Below are 18,076 nucleotides of genomic sequence, written 5' to 3'. Positions count from 1 at the left end.
CGGCACGACAGCTAGGCGTCCGAGCCTGAACCCGCGCCACCGGCGACCCGCGCCGGTGGCGCGAGACGCTTCGCCCGGGATTCCGGGCGGTCCCCTTCTCCCGGCACCGGGGGAGGGGGTGCCGGAGTCTCCGGTCGCGCAAGGGTCGCCGACCCCAGAAGCCGCACCCCCGCCCCGTACAGCACGAGCCCGACGGCGAGCCCCGCGCCGGCCCCGAAGCAGGCCGTCGGAATGACGTCCAGCGGCGTCTCGATCCGGTCCCAGCCCCAGTACGCGGCCCAGCGCAGCACCCGGTGGGCCATCCCGGCGAGGACGCAGCCGCCGATGAGCCCGGCCGCGAGCAGCCGCCCCCGCCGGCTCGGGACCCGTACCCCGGCCGGCGGCTCCACGGCCTCGGCGGAGCGCAGCGCCCGTGCCGTGAACCAGGTCATGAGACCGAGCGCCAGCGCCGAACTCCCGTACTGGGCGTAGAGATAGACGGGGAACCCGGCCGCCATGTCGCCGAGGAACGGGACCGCGCGGGTCCCCCAGCGGTCGAGGTGGGTGAAGGAGTCCCACACGACATGGGTCGTCGAGCCGACGACCGCGGAGAGGACGAACCACCCCGCGAGCACCGCCGGGTGCCGGTCGCGCCGGACACCGCCCCGCACGAAGCCGTACACCCTGCCGCGCCACCGGGCTGGCAGCAGCACCACGAGCGGCTCACGGACCGTCAGCCACAGCGCCACCAGCGCGGCGGTGATCAGGACATCGGCCGTGACGATCCCGAGGGCGGAGTGGGTGACGTCCCCGAAGACCATCGCCCCCGGGAAGGCCGTCGCCGCGAAATAGGTCATGTCGGGCGCGAAGGAGCCCGCGACGAGAGCGGACGCGAGCAGCGGTCCGCGCGCGGTCCCGTTCCGACGCAGCCCGGGCAGCACGGCAGCGGCATGACTCAACGTGAACGGCAACGGGTGTTCCCCCAGGTTTGGGTGCCGACGGCCGGAGCGCATCGTCGGCCGCAGTGCAAGAGGTGTCCGAGCCTCCACCCGGTTCCCGGTCCGGTCGGTCTCCGCGTCCGGCGCGGGCGGTCCTCAGGCAGCCGAGAGGTGACGAAAGCGTGAAAGCCGGTCAGGCGCCGGTGCCCGGTGGACCGGAGTTGGCATAGGGTCGCCGGAGGTCTCGCGCGGGGAGCGCGGGACCCAGTCGAGGGGGAAGGGACCACACCGACATGTCAGCGCACTTGGGCCGCAGGCTGCGCAAGGGGGCCACCAGCGGTGCGGTGGTGGCGGCGGCGGTCGCCGCGCTCGCCGCCTCGCAGGCACCGGAGATGACCCCGCCGCCCACCGACAACGCCGGCGGGGACCGGGCCATCGGAGCCGGCGACACCGCGGCGCCGCCCGCCGACGGCTCCGCCACCGGCGACTCGCCGTACTACACCGAGCTGCCGCCGCTGAACACGCCGAACAAGCCCGGACTGCCCCCCGTGAAGCTGCCGGTGGTCACCGGGTCCGCCCAGGCCGGCATACCCGCGTCCGTGCTCGCCGCCTACCAGCGCGCCGAGCAGTCGATCCGGTCGACCGCCCCCGGATGCAACCTGCCCTGGCAGCTGCTCGCCGGCATCGGCAAGGTCGAGTCGGGACAGGCGCGCGGCGGCCAGGTCGACGCCAACGGCACGACCCTCTCGCCGATTCTCGGCCCCAAGCTCGACGGCGTCGGATTCGCCAACATCTCGGACACCGACGGCGGCGCCTTCGACGGTGACCGCACCCATGACCGTGCCGTCGGCCCGATGCAGTTCATCCCGTCCACCTGGGCCACCTGGGGCCAGGACGCGAACAGCGACGGGAAGAAGGACCCGAACAACATCTACGACGCCGCGCAGGCCGCCGGTCTCTACCTCTGCGCCAACGACCGCAACCTCGCGCTCAAGGCGGACCTCGACCGCGCGATCCTCAGCTACAACCGCTCGACGGAGTACCTGAACACGGTCACGTCGTGGTTCGAGTACTACCGTCGCGGCACCCACCAGGTCCCGGACGGCACGGGCGTGCTGCCGGTCGACCGCAGCGACGGTCGCGGGCAGGACAACCGCCCCACGTCACCGCTCTCGCCGGCCCCGACGACCCCCGCTCCGGAGCCGTCCGGGACGGGTGGGCCGAAGCCCAAGCCCACGAAGCCGGGCGGGCCCTCGGAGGTCACCAAGCCGCCGACGAAGCCGACCCCGCCGGTGAAGCCCCCGGTCACGCCGCCGACGAAGCCGCCGGTGCCGCCCACCGTGCCGCCGGCCGTCAAGGTCGCGCGCCTCGCGGCCGTCTCCTCCGGCCCCCTCACCGCGACCACCGAGAGTGCCTTCACCAAGGCCCCGACGGTCGCGGCACTCGACGCCGCCGGCGCGCCGATCACCGGTGTGAGCATCCGTTTCGAGATCACCGGCACCACCGACACCCGCTTCTCCGGCGGCGCGACGACCGCGACCGTCACCACGGGCTCGGCCGGCATCGCCGCCGCTCCCACCCTGCGGGCGGGCGAGAAGACCGGGTCGTTCACGGTCAAGGCCACCGTCGTGGGTCGCGGCATGGACGCGACCGTGTTCACCGCGACCGTCACCGAGCGTCAGGCGGACGCCCTCGCGAGGGTCGGCGGCGACCCGCTGTCGGCCACCACCGGCACCACGTTCGCCCAGTCCGTGCAGGTGAAGGCCACGGAGAAGGGCGTGCTCGCACCCGGTGTGCTCGTCACGGCCGTGATCGCCGACTCCGCGGGAGCCAAGGAGAGCGCCGACGGGCCGTCGTTCAAGGACGGCGTGCGCACGCTCGTCCTGAAGACCGACGCGAACGGCCTGATCTCGCTGCCGGACATCCTCGCGGGCGGCAAGGCCGGCGAGTACGTGCTCCGCCTCACCGCGCCCGGTGGTGGCACCACGGAGATCAAGCTGACGGTCAACGGGCCCACCGCGACCCCGAGCCCGACCCCCGAGCCGACCTCCTCCGGCACCGGCTCGCCCGAGGCCTCCCCCTCGCCCTCGGCCTGACGCGCCCGCGCGTCCCCTCCTCCCCACGCGCCGCTCCTCCGCCCCACCGGGCGGGGGAGCGGCGCTGCGCGTTCCCCGGACGGCGAGCGGCTCTCCGGGATACCGGGGGCGGGGGAGCGGCATCGTGATCCCCGTGCAGGGCGGTGCAACGTGTTCTCATCTCGCGGTCGCGTTGCTACGGTGCCCCCGCCCTGACGACCTATCAGATCGCATCCCGGGAGGCCGACCATGCGTGCCCTCGTCGCCGCCGCCATCGGACTCGCCCCAGTCCTCCTCTTCGTCCTCCTCGTCTCCGTGGTCGATCTGCCGCCCGACGGCCCCACCTCGCCCAAGCCCCTGCTCACCGCCGACCCCGGCCCCAAGAAGTAGGGGGCGACCGTGCGCCGCCGAGCCAGCCTCGTCCTCCTCGCCCTCGCCGTCTTCTGCGTCGCGATGGCCCCGACCCTGCGCTGGTACGCCTTCCCCCGCTTGGCCAAGATCCCGCCGAACCAGTACCAGGAGACCGTCCTGGAGGCGCGGCCGGCGACCCTGCTCAACTACTCCACGCTCAAGGCCGAGAAGGTCGACAAGATCACGATCATCCAGACGCTCAAGGGCAACGTGGAGGAATCGCGGCGCATCGAGCGCGACGCCGGGCGCGACGTCGTCGTCTGGGACGCCCTCGCCTACATCACCGGTCCCGACGGCAAGATGGTCTCCAGGGTCCCCGAGCGGTACATCTTCGACGCCCACTCCCAGGACCCCGTCAACGCCACCGGTGAATCCGTCGACGGCGACCCGGTCCGGCGCGAGGGCATCGAGTTCAAGTGGCCCTTCCTCACCGAGAAGCGGGACTACCAGTACTTCGACGCCCAGACCCGCACCTCCTCCCCGATCCACTACAAGGGCACCCGCACCTTCCGGGGCATGGAGGTCTACTACTTCGAGCAGACCATCCCCTGGACCAAGGTCCCCATGCCCAAGACCATGCCGGTCAAGATCCCCCCGGAGGTCATCGCCGAGTCCGGACTCACCCGCTGGTACACCACCAAGCGGATGTTCTGGATCGAGCCCGTCACCGGCGCCCCCGTCAACGGCGAGGAGATCCACAAGGAGGAGCTCCGCAACGCCAAGGCGCTGATGGGCGTCGACACCCTCACCGTCTTCGAGGGCCATGTGAAGATGCGCGAGGACTACATCCGGAGCGTCGGCGAGATGGTCTCCTCCAACCGCCTCACGGTCCTCCTGCTCGTCTCCTACGTCCCCTGGAGCCTGACCTTCCTCGCGCTGCTCCTGCTCGCCCTCGCCCTCTGGCTGGAGGCCCGCTCCCGCCGCCCCGCACCGGAGGCCGTGGCCGTGCCGCAGCCCGTCGGCACCCCGCTCACCCCTCCCGTCTGAGCCGCGCGCTCGTGAACCGGGTCGCCTCCGCGGCGGACGGGTCCTCGGGCCACGGATGCTTCGGATACCGCCCTCTCAGCTCCGCCCGCACGGACCGGTAGCCGTCCCGCCAGAACGACGCCAGGTCGGCGGTCACCGCCGCCGGCCGCCCGGCGGGGGAGAGGAGGTGGACGAGCACCGGGACCCCCGCCACCCGAGGCGTCTCCGCGAGCCCGAACATCTCCTGGAGCTTCACCGCGAGCACCGGCCGCTCACCGCCGTACTCGACCCGGATCCGCGAGCCGCTCGGCACCTCGATCCGCTCGGGCGCCAGTTCTCCCAGCCGGCCCGCCTCGCCCGACGCCCACGGCAACAGCCGCCGCAGGTCCTCACCGGCGTCGATCCGCCCCAGATCGGCGCGCCGCGCGGCCCGGGACAGCTCCGGCTCCAGCCACTCCCCGGCCCGCTCCACCAGCGCCTCGTCCGCCATGTCCGGCCACGGTTCGCCCACCTCCCGGTGCAGGAAGGCGAGCCGCGCGCGCAGCTCCCCGGCCTCCCGGCTCCACCGCAGCAGCCCGAGCCCCTCGCGCCGCAGTCCGTCGAGCAGCGCCTCCCGCACGAGCGCGGGCTCCGCCTTCGAGCCCAGGGGGCGGACCGTCAGCTCGACCGCGCCGAGCCGGTCCACCGACCGCGCGACCACGTCCCCGTCCTCCCAGCGCACCTCCTCGCCGGTGGACCGCAGATGGCCGGCCGCCCGCCGCGCCATGTCCTCGTCCACCACGGCCGCCAGCCGCACCCGCGCCGTCGCGTCCCGCGCCGTGCGGTCGGCCACCGCCACGGCCAGCCACGGCGTGGCCCGCAGCCCGGAACCCTCACCGAGCCGGGCCCCGCTCCCCGACACCATCAGATAGCCGCCCTGCTCCCGGGCCCTCGCCACCCGCTCGGGAAAGGCGAGCGCCGTCACCAGACCGGCCACGGCGTCGTCCCCGGTCGCCGGCCCCGCCGACCTCCCGTCGACAGCGGGAAGCACCGCAGCCCCCGAGGTCCCGGTGGCCCCCGGAGTCCGGGGAGCCCCCGCAGCCCCCGAGGTCCTGATGGCCCCCGAAGTCCGTGAAGCCCCCGGGGCCCCACCGCCCACCGCCTCCGCCGCCGATCGCTCCAGCCGACGGGCCTCCGCCTTCCACCGGGCGCCGTACCCGTCGGCACCCCGGCGGGCGGCGCGCCAGGCCGCCGCCAGGTCGTCCCCGTAGTCCCGCGGCGGCTCCTCGCTGAGCAGCGCCACCACCTCCGCCGCCCGTCGCACCCCGACCTCCGGCGCGCCGTCCAGGAGCGCACGCCCGAGCCGGGGATGGAGACCGAGGCGGGACATCCGTACCCCTCGGTCGGTGGCCCGCCCGGCCTCGTCCACCGCTCCGATCGAGCCGAGGACCGACCGGGCCGCCGCCAGGGCCCCGGCGGGCGGCGCGTCGAGCAGCGCGAGCCCCTCCGCCGTCGGATCGCCCCAGCAGGCGGCCCGCAGAGCGAAGTCCGCCAGATCGGCGACCCTGATCTCCGGGGACGGGAAGCGCGGCCTGCCGCCGTCGCTCGCCTCCGCCCAGCAGCGGTAGACGAACCCGAAGGCCTCGCGGCCGGCCCGGCCCGTGCGCTGGGTCGCCGTCGCCTCCGAGACCGTCACCGTCGCCAGCGAGCCGAGGCCGCGCGCATGGTCCGTCCGGGGCTCACGGGCCAGACCCGAGTCCACGACGATCCGCACCCCCGGCACCGTCAGGCTGGACTCCGCCACCGAGGTCGCGAGCACCACGCGCCGACGCCCGCCCGGCTCCGTACCGCGCAGCACCGCGTCCTGCACCGCGGCCGGCGCCCGCCCGTGCAGTTGGAGGACCTCCGCGTCGACATCGGCGAGCATCCCGGCCGTCCGCGCGATCTCCCCCGTACCCGGAAGGAAGCAGAGGACGTCTCCCTCGTGCCGCGCCAGCGCGAGCCGGACCGTCGCGGCGACGTGCCGGAGCAGCGCCGGATCCACCCAGGTGCCATGGGCCAGCCGGATCCCCGAGGGTGGCGCCTCGAAGAAGATCCGGCAGCCGTGGCCCTCGCCCTTGCTCCACACCACCGGCGCGGGCCCGCCGCCGTCCAGGACCGTCAGGAGATCCGCCCAGGCCGCCGCGTCGCTCGTCGCCGACGCCGCGATCAGATTCAGCTCCGGCCGCAGGGTGGCCCGTACGTCCACCAGGAAGGCCATCGCCGTGTCGGCGTCCAGATGCCGCTCGTGGCACTCGTCGAGCAGCACCACGTCGACACCCGCCAGCTCCGGATCGCGCTGGAGCCGCTGGAGCAGGATGCCCGTGGTCACCACCTCGACCCGGGTCGAGGGGCCGGTCCGCCGCTCACCGCGCACCGAGAAGCCGACCGTGCCGCCCGCCTCCTCGCCGAGCAGCCAGGCCATCCGCCGGGCCGCCGCCCGCACCGCCATCCGCCGCGGCTCGGCCACCAGGACCCGGCGCCGCGGTCCCTCCCCTATGAGGCCCGCGAGCGCGAGCGGCACCAGCGTCGTCTTGCCCGTGCCGGGAGGCGCGGACAACACGGCCGTACCGCGCCGGTCGAGCGCGGCCAGCAGCTCGGGGACGGCATGGCGGACGGGGAGACGGTCGAGTGCGTCGTTTCGGATCACGCACTCAGTCTCGTACGCGACGCGGAAAGGTGGGCCCCGTCGTCCACAGGACCCACCTATTAATAGGACGAACGCACTGCCGCTACTCCGTGCGCTCGCAGACGAAGATCGCCGTGCCCGGGATCAGATTGCCCCGCAGCGGGGACCAGCCGCCCCACTCCTGGCTGTTCCACTCCGGCCACTCCGGCTCGACCAGGTCGAGCAGCCGGAAGCCGCCGGCCACCACGTCCCGCACTCGGTCGCCGATCGTCCGGTGGTGCTCCACGTACACCGCCCGCCCCTGCTCGTCCTGCTCCACATAAGGGGTGCGGTCGAAGTAGGACGCCGCGATCGAGAGGCCCTCGGGGCCCGGCTCGTCCGGGAACGCCCAGCGGATCGGGTGCGTCACCGAGAAGACCCACCGGCCGCCGGGCCGCAGCACCCGCCGCACCTCCCTGAACACCTTCACCGGGTCGGCGACGAACGGCACCGCGCCGTAGGCCGAGCACGCCAGGTCGAAGGAGCCGTCCCGGAAGGGGAGATCACCGGCGTCGGCCTCCACCAGCGGGACCTCCCCGCCGATCCGCAGCGCGTGCTGGAGCTGGCGGTGCGAGAGGTCGAGGGCCACCGGCCGTGCGCCCTGGGCGGCCAGCCAGCGCGAGCACTGCGCCGCGCCCGCGCCGATCTCCAGGACGTCGAGGCCCTTCAGTGCGGCGGCCGGTCCGAGGAGCCCGGCCTCGGCCTCGTCGAGTCCCTCCGGACCCCAGACGAACCGGTCGTCGCCCAGGAACGATCCGTGATCGCTCTGGTACTCGTCGGCGTTCCTGTCCCACCAGCCACGGCTCGCCCGGCTGCTCTCCGCGTCCCCCGCGTCACGCCGGGTCGCCTCCGCCTCCTCGTCGCCCGAGTCGGAGGGGACTTCGTGTTCGTACTCTTGGTTCATCTCGCCCGCCGATGTAGTTTGCGCTCAGTGCCGCTCTGCGCGGATCCCGCCGATGAGGCGTGGAAGGACACGAGTTGGTGCCGGAGTTGAGTAGATCTGCCCCGGGTGCGCGCTTCGCGCATTGACCCTGTCCGGCCGCCCCCGTATGCTAAAGGTTGCGCTGCGGGCCTGCGCGCCTCAGACGGAGCAGGCCGCGCTCGTACCTGTTGTATGTCCCCTCGGTTTTCGAGGCTCCTCCCGTTCGCGGGACGGGGGCCTCATTGGCTGTCCGGCTTCTTGGTGCGATACGGGCTCTCGGCGTAGCAGTACCTACGACTTTCTGTCCGTAACCGGAGCCCTTTCCCACATGACGAGCAGCACCGAGACCACCGCCACCAGCACCACCCCGCAGGTTGCGGTCAACGACATCGGTAACGAGGAAGCCTTCCTCGCCGCGATCGACGAGACGATCAAGTACTTCAACGACGGCGACATCGTCGACGGCGTCATCGTGAAGGTCGACCGGGACGAGGTCCTGCTCGACATCGGTTACAAGACCGAAGGTGTCATCCCGAGCCGCGAGCTCTCGATCAAGCACGACGTCGACCCGAACGAGGTCGTCAAGGTCGGCGACGAGATCGAGGCCCTGGTTCTCCAGAAGGAGGACAAGGAAGGCCGCCTGATTCTCTCGAAGAAGCGTGCCCAGTACGAGCGCGCCTGGGGCACCATCGAGAAGATCAAGGAAGAGGACGGCATCGTCACCGGTACCGTCATCGAGGTCGTCAAGGGTGGTCTCATCCTCGACATCGGCCTCCGTGGCTTCCTGCCGGCCTCCCTCGTCGAGATGCGTCGCGTCCGCGACCTCCAGCCCTACGTGGGCAAGGAGCTCGAGGCGAAGATCATCGAGCTGGACAAGAACCGCAACAACGTGGTCCTGTCCCGCCGCGCCTGGCTGGAGCAGACCCAGTCCGAGGTTCGCCAGACCTTCCTCACGACCCTCCAGAAGGGTCAGGTCCGCTCCGGCGTCGTGTCCTCGATCGTCAACTTCGGTGCCTTCGTGGACCTGGGTGGCGTCGACGGCCTCGTGCACGTCTCCGAGCTGTCCTGGAAGCACATCGACCACCCCTCCGAGGTTGTCGAGGTCGGCCAGGAGGTCACCGTCGAGGTTCTCGACGTCGACATGGACCGCGAGCGTGTCTCCCTGTCGCTGAAGGCGACGCAGGAGGACCCGTGGCAGCAGTTCGCCCGGACCCACCAGATCGGTCAGGTCGTCCCGGGTAAGGTCACCAAGCTGGTTCCGTTCGGTGCGTTCGTCCGCGTGGACGAGGGCATCGAGGGTCTGGTCCACATCTCCGAGCTGGCCGAGCGCCACGTGGAGATCCCGGAGCAGGTCGTCCAGGTCAACGACGAGATCTTCGTCAAGGTCATCGACATCGACCTCGAGCGTCGTCGCATCAGCCTCTCGCTGAAGCAGGCCAACGAGTCCTTCGGTGCCGACCCGGCCTCGGTCGAGTTCGACCCGACCCTGTACGGCATGGCCGCGTCCTACGACGACCAGGGCAACTACATCTACCCCGAGGGCTTCGACCCCGAGACCAACGACTGGCTCGAGGGCTTCGAGACCCAGCGCGAGGCCTGGGAGACCCAGTACGCCGAGGCGCAGACTCGTTTCGAGCAGCACCAGGCTCAGGTCATCAAGTCCCGCGAGGCCGACGAGGCCGCCGCTGCCGAGGGCGCTGCCGCCCCGGCCGCCGGTGGCAACGCCGGTGCGGGCATCTCGGGTGGTTCGTACTCCTCGGAGTCGGACGACAACTCCGGCGCCCTGGCGTCGGACGAGGCGCTCGCCGCCCTGCGCGAGAAGCTGGCCGGCGGCCAGAGCTGAACAGGCTCTCCGCTGAGCGCTAGCCGCTAGCGAATCGAGGCCCGCTCCCCTTCGGGGGAGCGGGCCTCGGTCATGTTCCGGGACTCCGGCCCTCTCCCGCCCCGACGGCCGCGCCCGTACGGAAGATCGAGCCGTCCGGGAATGGCGTTGCCGCGCGAGACGTTCCCAAAGAGAACACGAGGAGGAGCGGTAATCGTGCTTGATCCCCAGGATTTGTACGAATGGGACGCCAAGGGCCTGGCTGTCGTCGACCTGGCACTGGCGCAGGAGTCTGCCGGGCTGGTCATGCTGTACCACTTCGACGGCTACATCGACGCCGGGGAGACCGGTGAGCAGATCGTCGAGGGTCTGCTCGACACGCTGCCCCACCAGCTCGTGGCCCGCTTCGACCACGACCGGCTCGTGGACTACCGCGCCCGCCGCCCGCTGCTGACCTTCCGGCGCGACCGCTGGACCGCGTACGAGACGCCGTCCATCGAGGTCCGCCTCGTCCAGGACGCCACCGGCGCCCCCTTCCTCGTCCTCTCCGGCCCGGAGCCGGACGTCGAGTGGGAGCGGTTCGCCGCCGCCGTCCGGCAGATCATCGAGCGCCTCGGCGTGCGCCTCTCCGTGAACTTCCACGGCATCCCCATGGGCGTGCCGCACACCCGGCCCGTCGGCCTCACACCGCACGGCAGCCGTACCGACCTCATGCCGGGCCACCGCAGCCCCTTCGACGAGGCGCAGGTCCCCGGCAGCGCCGAGGCCCTCGTCGAGTACCGGCTCACCGAGTCCGGCCACGACACCCTCGGTGTCGCCGCGCACGTCCCGCACTACGTCGCCCGGTCTCCGTACCCGGACGCGGCGCTGACCGCGCTGGAGGCCGTGACGGCCGCCACCGGACTGGTCCTCCCCGAGGTCGCGCACGCGCTGCGGACCGAGGCCCGTCGCACCCAGACCGAGATCGACCGCCAGATCGGCGAGGGCGACGAGGAGCTGGTCGCGCTCGTCCAGGGCCTGGAGCACCAGTACGACGCCGTGGCCGGCGCGGAGACCCGCGGCAGTCTGGTCGCCGAGCCCGTCGACCTGCCGTCGGCGGACGAGCTGGGCCGCGAGTTCGAGCGCTTCCTCGCCGAGCGGGAGGGCGACTCCTGACCCGCCCGGGGCAGGCCCTAAGCTGCCGCTCATGCTGAAGGTGGGCCTGACCGGCGGGATCGGCGCCGGCAAGAGCGAAGTGTCACGGCTGCTCGTCTCGTACGGGGCCGTGCTGATCGACGCGGACCGGATCGCCCGCGAGGTCGTCGAGCCCGGCACACCGGGGCTCGCGGCCGTCGTCGAGGCCTTCGGAGAGCACGTCCTCACCGCGGAGGGGACGCTCGACCGGCCGAGGCTCGGCTCCATCGTGTTCGCCGACCCCGACCGTCTCGCCACCCTCAACGCCCTCGTGCACCCGCTGGTCGGGGCCCGGTCGGCGGAGCTGGAGAGCCGTGCGGGCCAGGGGGACGTCGTCGTCCACGACGTACCCCTGCTCACCGAGAACGGGCTGGCGCCCCTGTACGACCTGGTGGTGGTCGTGGACGCCTCCCCGGAGACCCAGCTCGACCGGCTCGTACGGCTCCGGGGCATGGCCGAGTCCGAGGCACGTGCCCGGATGTCGGCCCAGGCCACGCGGGCGCAGCGGCTGGCCGTCGCGGATCTCGTGATCGACAACGACGGGCCTCTGGACGCCCTCGAACCGCAGGTGCGGAAGGTCTGGGACGAGCTGGAGCGCCGCGCCTCGGCGGAATGAGGGTGCCGGGTCCGGTGTTCAACCACCGGATCGAGGGGAAGGATTCCATGGTGGCCGACAGAAACCCGGAAACGCACGTCATCGACTTCCGCGCAGCCGAGCATCTGCTGGCCGCGCGGGACCCCCGTGGCGCCGTGAAGCTCCTGGACTCGGTGATCGCCGCCCATCCCGAGAACACGGCGGCGCGTCTGCTGCGGGCCCGCGCGTTCTTCGCGGCCGCGCAGCTGCGACCCGCGCAGCTGGAGTTCGAGCTGGTCCTGGAGCGCGAGCCGGACAACGCCTTCGCGCACTTCGCCCTCGCCCGGACCTTCGAGCGCTCCGGCCTGACCGCCCAGGCCACCCGGCACTTCCGCCTCGCGGCGGCGCTGGACCCGAAGCCGGAGTACCTCCGGGCCGCCGGGTTCGACACGGAGCAGTAGACGCGTGCACGGCGGGTACGAGACGCGGGCACGGGGCGCGGGCACGGCGGGGATGCAACGTACGGGGCGCGGGCGCTCAGCGCCTCGTGCCGCCGTGATCCGGTTCGTACGGCGGAACGTTCCGGCCAGGTTGCCAGTGCGGGCCCTGGCGGATGTGGCGCACCACCATCGCCAGGTCGACCAGCACGACGAGGAACAGGACGCCGCAGGCCGCGGCCCATCCCGGTCGGCCGAGCAGCGCGAAGACGGTCGTGCCGAAGGCGGCCCAGAGCAGCCCCCACAGGCCCAGCCAGAAGCGCATGCGCAGGGGGCTGCGCGCGGTCGCCGGTTCGTTCCCGGAACGCATGACGGTCACCATCTCCCGTCCGAGCCCCGAAGGGCACTTCCAGGATGGACCCTGCGACGGTCCGGTGGGAACCCGCTAGTGGATGACGTTGTAGCTGCGCCACGGCAGGGCGCTCGGAGAGACCCTGTAGCTGGTGTTCATGGGGAGGTAGATGTTGTGCTTCCCCGTGCAGTTGGGCGTCGGGAACAGCCTGATGTCGACCAGGGTGTTGTTCTCGACCCGGTGCACCCCGCTCGGGGCGAGGAGGCGGTGGCAGCCGTTCACCGAGGGGCTCGTCACGGTCACCACGACCTCGCGCTCCGTCTCGTACGAGAGCGTGCCGACCATGGTGCGGCCCAGGCTCGAACAGCCGGCGACGGCGAAGGTGAGCAGCACGGCCCCGGTGGCGGTCGTGAGACGCCGGCGAACGGACATGGCGGTTCCTCTTCTGTCGGGGTCAGGGTCGGTGTTCCGGTCGGAGTTCCGGCGGCACCTCGGGCGCACCCGGTTGAGGCCCACCCTCCCGCCCCCGGGGGCGGGTGTCATCCGCTGCTGGGCCGCTCGGGCGAACCCGCCTGACGGCCGTTGTCAGACCCCCGCCGTAAGGTCGGAGATCCGGTCGACATCCGTCATCGGTGGGAAGGAGCGCGGAGCCGTGGCACACACCTGGACGACCAGCGCCGCCGTCTTCCTGCCGGCCGCCCTGCCCCGGGAGGGCCGTGTGGCCTTCTGGGCCCCCGACGGCGGTGCGCTGCCGGACCCGGGGGAGAGCGGCGCGGAGCGCGTCGAGCTGACCGTCGTCCGACGGCACGGCAGCGGCGCCCGGAGCCGGTCGGTCCCCGCCCTGACCCTCCCGGTCGACGCCGCGCTGCCCCGTCTCGTCGCGGCCCGCCACCACCCGGCCACCCACCCCGCGAGCGCCGGCTGGGGTGCCGCCGCCCTGCATGCCCTGCATCTGGTGGCCCGCGGCCGTCTGCTGCCCGGTCTGACCGCCGACGACCTCGACGCCTGGCGGGCCGGCCCGCTGGACGCCGACGACATCGCCCATCTGCGGGCCGTCGCCGCGGCCCTGCCGTACGAGGCGCACGCCGTGCCCGTCCCCGGGCGCGGCCCGCTGCGACTGCCCGATCCCGAGGCCCTGGTGCGTGCCTTCCTCGACGCGGTGGCCGACATCCTGCCCAGGACCCCGGCCGCCGCCCACGCGGTGGGGGCGCCGTTCGCCGCCCGTGCCCCCCAGCATCTGCCCCGCGCGCGGGCCTGGGCCGCCGAGGCGGCGGCCGGGATGGACGCCGGTGTCCGGGTCTCGCTCCGCCTGGACTTCTCCCCCTACGAACTGTTCGACGCTGCCTCCGGCGCCGAGGCCTCCGACGCGGGCCGGACGCCGCGCGGTGAGCGGCACGCGGCGGCCGCGCTCCTCCAGGTCCACAGCCTCGCCGATCCCACCCTCGTCATCGACGCCACGGCCCTCTGGGCGGGCGACGGCGAGCACTTCGGGCCCCGTGCCCGGATCGACGCGGTCCTCGCCCTGCGCCGGGCCGCCCGTGTCTGGCCCCCGCTCGCCCGCCTCCTGGAGCGGGACGTGCCCGATGTCCTGGCGGTCACCGAGGACGAGCTGTACGAGCTGCTCGGCCCGGCCGCCGCCCGGCTCGCCGACGCCGGTGTGGCCGTCCACTGGCCGCGCGAGCTCGCCCGCTCCCTCAGCGCCTCCGCCGTCGTCAGCGCCGCCCACACCGCGCCGGGCTCGGCGACCGACGGCACCGCGTTCTTCGACAGCGAGGAACTCCTGCGGTTCAACTGGCAGCTGGCCCTCGACGGCGATCCGCTCACCGAGCGGGAGATGGACCACCTCGCCGAGGCCCACCGGCCGATCGTGCGGCTCCGCGACCAGTGGGTCGTCGTCGACCCCGACCTCGTCCGCAAGGCGCGCAAGCGTGAACTGGGCCTGCTCGAACCGGTCGACGCCCTCGCCGTCGCCCTCACCGGCACCGCGGAGGTCGACGGGGAGACCGTGCCCGCCGTCCCCGTCGGGGCGCTCGCCGCGCTCCGCGACCGGCTCCTCGCCGGGCCCGAGGACGTGCAGGCTCCGCCCGGACTCACCGCCACCCTCCGCGACTACCAACTGCGCGGCCTCGCCTGGCTGGACCTGATGACCTCGCTCGGCCTCGGCGGCTGCCTCGCCGACGACATGGGCCTCGGCAAGACCGTCACCCTGATCGCCCTCCATCTGCGCCGCGCCCGGCGCGCCCCCACCCTCGTCGTCTGCCCGGCCTCGCTCCTCGGCAACTGGCAGCGGGAGGTGGGGAGGTTCGCCCCCGACGTGCCCGTCCGGCGTTTCCACGGCACCGAGCGCGACCTCGACGGCGCCGAGGGCGGATTCGTCCTCACCACCTACGGCACTCTGCGGACGAGCGCCGCCGAACTGGCAGGGCGGGAGTGGGGGATGGTCGTCGCCGACGAGGCCCAGCACGTCAAGAACCCGTTCTCCGCGACCGCGAGGGCGCTGCGCGAGATCCCCGCACCCGCCCGCGTCGCCCTCACCGGCACCCCCGTGGAGAACAACCTCTCCGAACTCTGGGCGCTCCTCGACTGGACCACGCCCGGTCTCCTGGGCCCGCTCAAGGCCTTCCGCTCCCGGCACGCCCGCGCCGTCGAGAACCACGAGGAGATCGAGCACGAGGAGGCCGTCGAGCGGCTCGCCCGGCTCGTCCGCCCCTTCCTGCTGCGCCGCCGCAAGTCCGACCCCGGCATCGTCCCCGAGCTGCCGCCCAAGACGGAGTCCGACCACCCCGTCTCCCTCACCCGGGAACAGGCCTCGCTGTACGAGGCGGTCGTCCGCGAGACCATGGCGCGGATCGAGGAGGCCGAGGGCATCGCCCGCCGGGGTCTCGTCATGAAGCTGCTGACCTCCCTCAAGCAGATCTGCAACCACCCCGCGCAGTACCTGAAGGAGGAGGCGCCGCGCGGCAGCGGCACCGCGCGCCTCGCCGGCCGGTCGGGGAAGCTCGCCCTGCTCGACGAGCTCCTGGACACGATCCTCGCCGAGGACGGCTCGGTGCTCGTCTTCACCCAGTACGTGACGATGGCGCGGCTCCTCGCCGACCATCTGGCCGCGCGCGGCATCCAGGCCCAACTCCTCCACGGCGGCACCCCGGTGGCCGAGCGGGAGCGGATGGTCGACCGTTTCCAGGCCGGTGAGGTGCCCGTCTTCCTGCTCTCCCTCAAGGCCGCGGGGACCGGCCTCAACCTCACCCGGGCCGGCCATGTCGTCCACTACGACCGCTGGTGGAACCCGGCCGTCGAGGAGCAGGCCACCGACCGGGCCTACCGCATCGGGCAGACCCAGCCGGTCCAGGTCCACCGGCTCGTCGCCGAGGGCACCGTCGAGGACCGGATCGGCGAGATGCTCCGCGCCAAGCGGGCCCTGGCCGACGCCGTCCTCGGCTCCGGCGAGGCGGCCCTCACCGAACTGACCGACCGCGAGCTCGCCGATCTGGTGTCCCTGAGGAGGCCCTCGTGACCACCCCACGGGGCGCGCGCGGAGCGGTGCCCCGCCACGACGACCGCCGCCGCAGTTTCCCGCAGGTCGCGCCCCGAGAGGCGTCCGACGGCCGGTTCGCCGCCACCTGGTGGGGCAACGCCTGGGTGGACGCCCTGGAGGACACCGCCCTCGACCCGGCCCGTCTCGCCCGCGGCAAGGCGTACGCGGGGCGTGGCCATGTCGACGCGATCACCGTCACCCCCGGCCGGGTCGTCGCCTATGTCCACGGCAGCCGGCCCCGCCCGTACCGCACCGAGATCAGGATGCGGACCCTCGGCGACGACGGCTGGGAGCGGTTCCTCGACGAGGCCGCCGCCCGCCCCGACCACATCGCCGCCCTGCTCGACAAGGACGTGCCGCACGCCCTGGAGGCGGTCACCGGACTGCTGCCCGCACCGGGCGACCTCGTCCCCGACTGCTCCTGCCCGGACGACGGTTACCCCTGCAAGCACGCCGCCGCCCTCTGCTATCAGGCCGCCCGGCTCCTCGACGAGGATCCCTTCGTCCTCTTCCTGATGCGCGGCCGCGGGGAGCAGGAGCTGCTCGCGGAGCTGACCCGGCGCAACGCCGCCCTGTCGGCCGCCGAGACGACCGCCGCCGCGCCTCCGATGCCCACCGTCCCCGCCCGTGCCGTGTTCGACGCGACGGAGCGGGCCGGGCTGCCGCTGCCCCCTCCGCTGCCGGTCCCGGACCGGCCCGGCCGCCCGGCCGTGTTCCCGCCCGACCCCGACGCCCCCGATCCGCTCGCGCTCGACCTCCTCGCCTCCGAAGCCGCTGTCCGCGCACACGCGTTCCTCACCACCGGGCACGACCCGGTCGCCGCGCTCACCCCGTGGCAGGACGCCGTCCGGCTGGCCGCCGCGCACCCCGGATCCGGGCTGACCGCCTCGACCCGCGCCCTCTACCGGGACCTGGCGTACGCGCTGGACCGCACCCCCACCGACCTCGCCCGGGCCGTCTCCGCCTGGCGGCAGGGCGGCGCCGCCGGTCTCGCCGTCCTCGAGGAGCCGTGGGATCCGCCGGCGGGTCCGTTCGACCGGGCCAGACCCGCCCTGATCGCCGCCGACTTCCCCGCCTTCCGGCCCTGGCGCAACCGGCTCTCCACCGAGTCGCTCCAGCTCCGCCTCGGCCGGGACGGGCTCTGGTACGGCTACGAGTCGGATGGCGGCCGCGAGGACTGGTGGCCGCGCGGCGCGCCCGACCACGACCCCGTCGGCGCCCTCACCGATCTTCTGGGGCGCTGACGCACACTCGAACGGGGCCCACTCGATGGAGTGAAACCCGTCAACGGTCGGATCCGGCCCGTGCGTTTGTCGCGTTGATTCCGGTACGGGCACTTGCCCGCACACCTCCGGAAGGCAGGAAGCCATGAGGCAGATTCGCCGAAGTGGTCTGGCCACACTGTTGGTCACGGGTGGGGCGATCGCCCTCTCGGCCGGCGCCGCGCACGCCGACTCCGGCGCGCAGGGCGCCGCGGTCGGTTCGCCGGGCGTCGGCTCCGGCAACACGGTTCAGCTGCCGGTGCACGTGCCGGTCAACGTCTGCGGCAACACGGTCAGCGTCGTCGGCCTGCTCAACCCGGCCTTCGGCAACGGCTGTGCCAACCGTTCCGCCGAGAAGGAGCCCGACGGCTACGGCTCGGAGGACGGCGGCGGACGCTCCCACAAGGACGAGCCCGGCACCCCGCGCGGCGGGGAGCACGCCGCAGGCGGTTCGCACGGCGGCGGGTCCTCCGACGGCGGCTCCGCCAACGGCGGCGGGTCCACGGCAGAGACCCACGTCGCGGGCTCTCCCGGCGTGCTCTCCGGGAACGGCCTCCAGCTGCCCGTCGACCTCCCCGTGAACGTCAGCGGCAACTCGGTCAACGTGGTCGGCATCCTGAACCCGGTCTTCGGCAACACCTCGGTCAACGGCCCCTCGAAGCCCACGCCGCCGGTCGAGACGCCGACCCCGCGCCCGCAGACCCCCGTGCGGAACGTGCCGGTTCCGCAGCCGGAGACCGAGACGGCGAAGCCCGCCCCGCTTCCCGCTCCGCAGGGCGGGACGAGCACGGTCGCGCTGGCCTCCACCGGTTCCGACAGCATCGGGTACACCGGCGCCGCGAGTGCCGCGCTGCTGCTCGGTGGAGCCCTGCTGTACCGTCGCGCCCGCCGCGCCGCGGACCAGGCCTGACGGTTCCGCCCCGAGGCCGGGCGACGTGGGCTGA

General features: G+C 73.4%; 15 protein-coding genes. 10 read left to right on the top strand and 5 right to left on the bottom strand.

The genetic code is table 11. From position 1 onward, the window contains the following. Positions 1–11: 11 nt before the first annotated feature. Positions 12–950, bottom strand: a complete 939-nt coding sequence (locus tag OG392_RS09750) for a DUF4184 family protein (RefSeq protein ID WP_329277636.1) — start codon at positions 948–950, stop codon at positions 12–14. Between the two features lie 260 nt (positions 951–1,210). Here OG392_RS09750 and OG392_RS09745 point away from each other — a divergent pair, with 260 nt between their 5' ends. From OG392_RS09745 to OG392_RS09735, 3 genes are all read left to right on the top strand, one after another. After that, entirely contained in the window at positions 1,211–3,013 is a 1,803-nt protein-coding gene (locus OG392_RS09745; RefSeq protein WP_329277634.1) for a lytic transglycosylase domain-containing protein, read from the top strand. A gap of 228 nt (positions 3,014–3,241) precedes the next feature. After that, a complete protein-coding gene (locus tag OG392_RS09740) occupies positions 3,242–3,382 on the top strand; it encodes an SPW_0924 family protein (RefSeq protein WP_106975990.1) in 141 nt (46 codons plus the stop codon). A gap of 9 nt (positions 3,383–3,391) precedes the next feature. Then, entirely contained in the window at positions 3,392–4,390 is a 999-nt protein-coding gene (locus tag OG392_RS09735) for a DUF3068 domain-containing protein (RefSeq protein WP_329277632.1), read from the top strand. Here OG392_RS09735 and OG392_RS09730 read toward each other — a convergent pair. Together OG392_RS09730 and OG392_RS09725 are read right to left on the bottom strand one after the other, a co-directional pair. Then, on the bottom strand, positions 4,374–7,037 hold the full coding sequence (locus OG392_RS09730) for an ATP-dependent RNA helicase (protein WP_329277630.1): 2,664 nt from the start codon (positions 7,035–7,037) through the stop codon (positions 4,374–4,376). The two genes, OG392_RS09735 and OG392_RS09730, sit on opposite strands and share 17 nt — an antisense overlap. A gap of 82 nt (positions 7,038–7,119) precedes the next feature. Further along, positions 7,120–7,959 (bottom strand): class I SAM-dependent methyltransferase, encoded by an 840-nt coding sequence (locus tag OG392_RS09725; protein ID WP_329277628.1) that lies wholly within the window; start codon positions 7,957–7,959, stop codon positions 7,120–7,122. A 346-nt stretch (positions 7,960–8,305) separates the two neighbouring features. Here OG392_RS09725 and rpsA point away from each other — a divergent pair, with 346 nt between their 5' ends. The 4 genes from rpsA (at position 8,306) to OG392_RS09705 (ending at position 12,007) form a co-directional block, all read left to right on the top strand. Continuing rightward, a complete protein-coding gene (rpsA, locus tag OG392_RS09720; RefSeq protein ID WP_148004571.1) occupies positions 8,306–9,820 on the top strand; it encodes a 30S ribosomal protein S1 in 1,515 nt (504 codons plus the stop codon). Between the two features lie 195 nt (positions 9,821–10,015). Next, entirely contained in the window at positions 10,016–10,954 is a 939-nt protein-coding gene (locus tag OG392_RS09715) for a PAC2 family protein (protein WP_329277624.1), read from the top strand. Positions 10,955–10,985: 31 nt separating this feature from the next. Beyond that, entirely contained in the window at positions 10,986–11,588 is a 603-nt protein-coding gene (gene coaE, locus OG392_RS09710; protein ID WP_329277622.1) for a dephospho-CoA kinase, read from the top strand. A gap of 50 nt (positions 11,589–11,638) precedes the next feature. Beyond that, positions 11,639–12,007: a tetratricopeptide repeat protein gene (locus OG392_RS09705; RefSeq protein ID WP_329287172.1), complete on the top strand. Its 369-nt coding sequence runs from the start codon at positions 11,639–11,641 to the stop codon at positions 12,005–12,007. Positions 12,008–12,083: 76 nt separating this feature from the next. Here OG392_RS09705 and OG392_RS09700 read toward each other — a convergent pair whose 3' ends face one another. Beyond that, positions 12,084–12,353: a DUF6343 family protein gene (locus tag OG392_RS09700; RefSeq protein WP_329277620.1), complete on the bottom strand. Its 270-nt coding sequence runs from the start codon at positions 12,351–12,353 to the stop codon at positions 12,084–12,086. 75 nt (positions 12,354–12,428) lie between these two features. Further along, positions 12,429–12,767 (bottom strand): hypothetical protein, encoded by a 339-nt coding sequence (locus OG392_RS09695; protein ID WP_329277618.1) that lies wholly within the window; start codon positions 12,765–12,767, stop codon positions 12,429–12,431. A 220-nt stretch (positions 12,768–12,987) separates the two neighbouring features. Here OG392_RS09695 and OG392_RS09690 point away from each other — a divergent pair, with 220 nt between their 5' ends. From OG392_RS09690 to OG392_RS09680, 3 genes are all read left to right on the top strand, one after another. Next, on the top strand, positions 12,988–15,849 hold the full coding sequence (locus tag OG392_RS09690; RefSeq protein ID WP_329277616.1) for a DEAD/DEAH box helicase: 2,862 nt from the start codon (positions 12,988–12,990) through the stop codon (positions 15,847–15,849). After that, positions 15,846–17,114 carry an SWIM zinc finger family protein gene (locus OG392_RS09685; protein ID WP_329277614.1) on the top strand — a complete coding sequence of 423 codons (1,269 nt, stop codon included), beginning with the start codon at positions 15,846–15,848 and terminating at the stop codon, positions 17,112–17,114. Before OG392_RS09690 ends, OG392_RS09685 begins: the two co-directional genes overlap by 4 nt. Before the next feature lie 124 nt (positions 17,115–17,238). Beyond that, complete coding sequence (locus OG392_RS09680) at positions 17,239–18,042, top strand: chaplin (RefSeq protein ID WP_329277612.1); 804 nt, start codon at positions 17,239–17,241, stop codon at positions 18,040–18,042. Positions 18,043–18,076: the final 34 nt, after the last annotated feature.

Source organism: Streptomyces sp. NBC_00691 (assembly GCF_036226665.1).
Taxonomy (GTDB): Bacteria; Actinomycetota; Actinomycetes; order Streptomycetales; family Streptomycetaceae; genus Streptomyces.
This window is presented reverse-complemented; position numbering and strand designations above follow the sequence as displayed.

Bases quoted from the DNA above. Each gene is read 5' to 3' on its own strand.
- OG392_RS09745 (WP_329277634.1), top strand. From the start codon at position 1,211: ATGTCAGCGCACTTGGGCCGCAGGCTGCGCAAGGGGGCCACCAGCGGT.
- OG392_RS09740 (WP_106975990.1), top strand. From the start codon at position 3,242: ATGCGTGCCCTCGTCGCCGCCGCCATCGGACTCGCCCCAGTCCTCCTC.
- OG392_RS09725 (WP_329277628.1), bottom strand. From the start codon at position 7,959: ATGAACCAAGAGTACGAACACGAAGTCCCCTCCGACTCGGGCGACGAG.
- rpsA (WP_148004571.1), top strand. From the start codon at position 8,306: ATGACGAGCAGCACCGAGACCACCGCCACCAGCACCACCCCGCAGGTT.
- coaE (WP_329277622.1), top strand. From the start codon at position 10,986: ATGCTGAAGGTGGGCCTGACCGGCGGGATCGGCGCCGGCAAGAGCGAA.
- OG392_RS09700 (WP_329277620.1), bottom strand. From the start codon at position 12,353: ATGCGTTCCGGGAACGAACCGGCGACCGCGCGCAGCCCCCTGCGCATG.
- OG392_RS09695 (WP_329277618.1), bottom strand. From the start codon at position 12,767: ATGTCCGTTCGCCGGCGTCTCACGACCGCCACCGGGGCCGTGCTGCTC.
- OG392_RS09680 (WP_329277612.1), top strand. From the start codon at position 17,239: ATGAGGCAGATTCGCCGAAGTGGTCTGGCCACACTGTTGGTCACGGGT.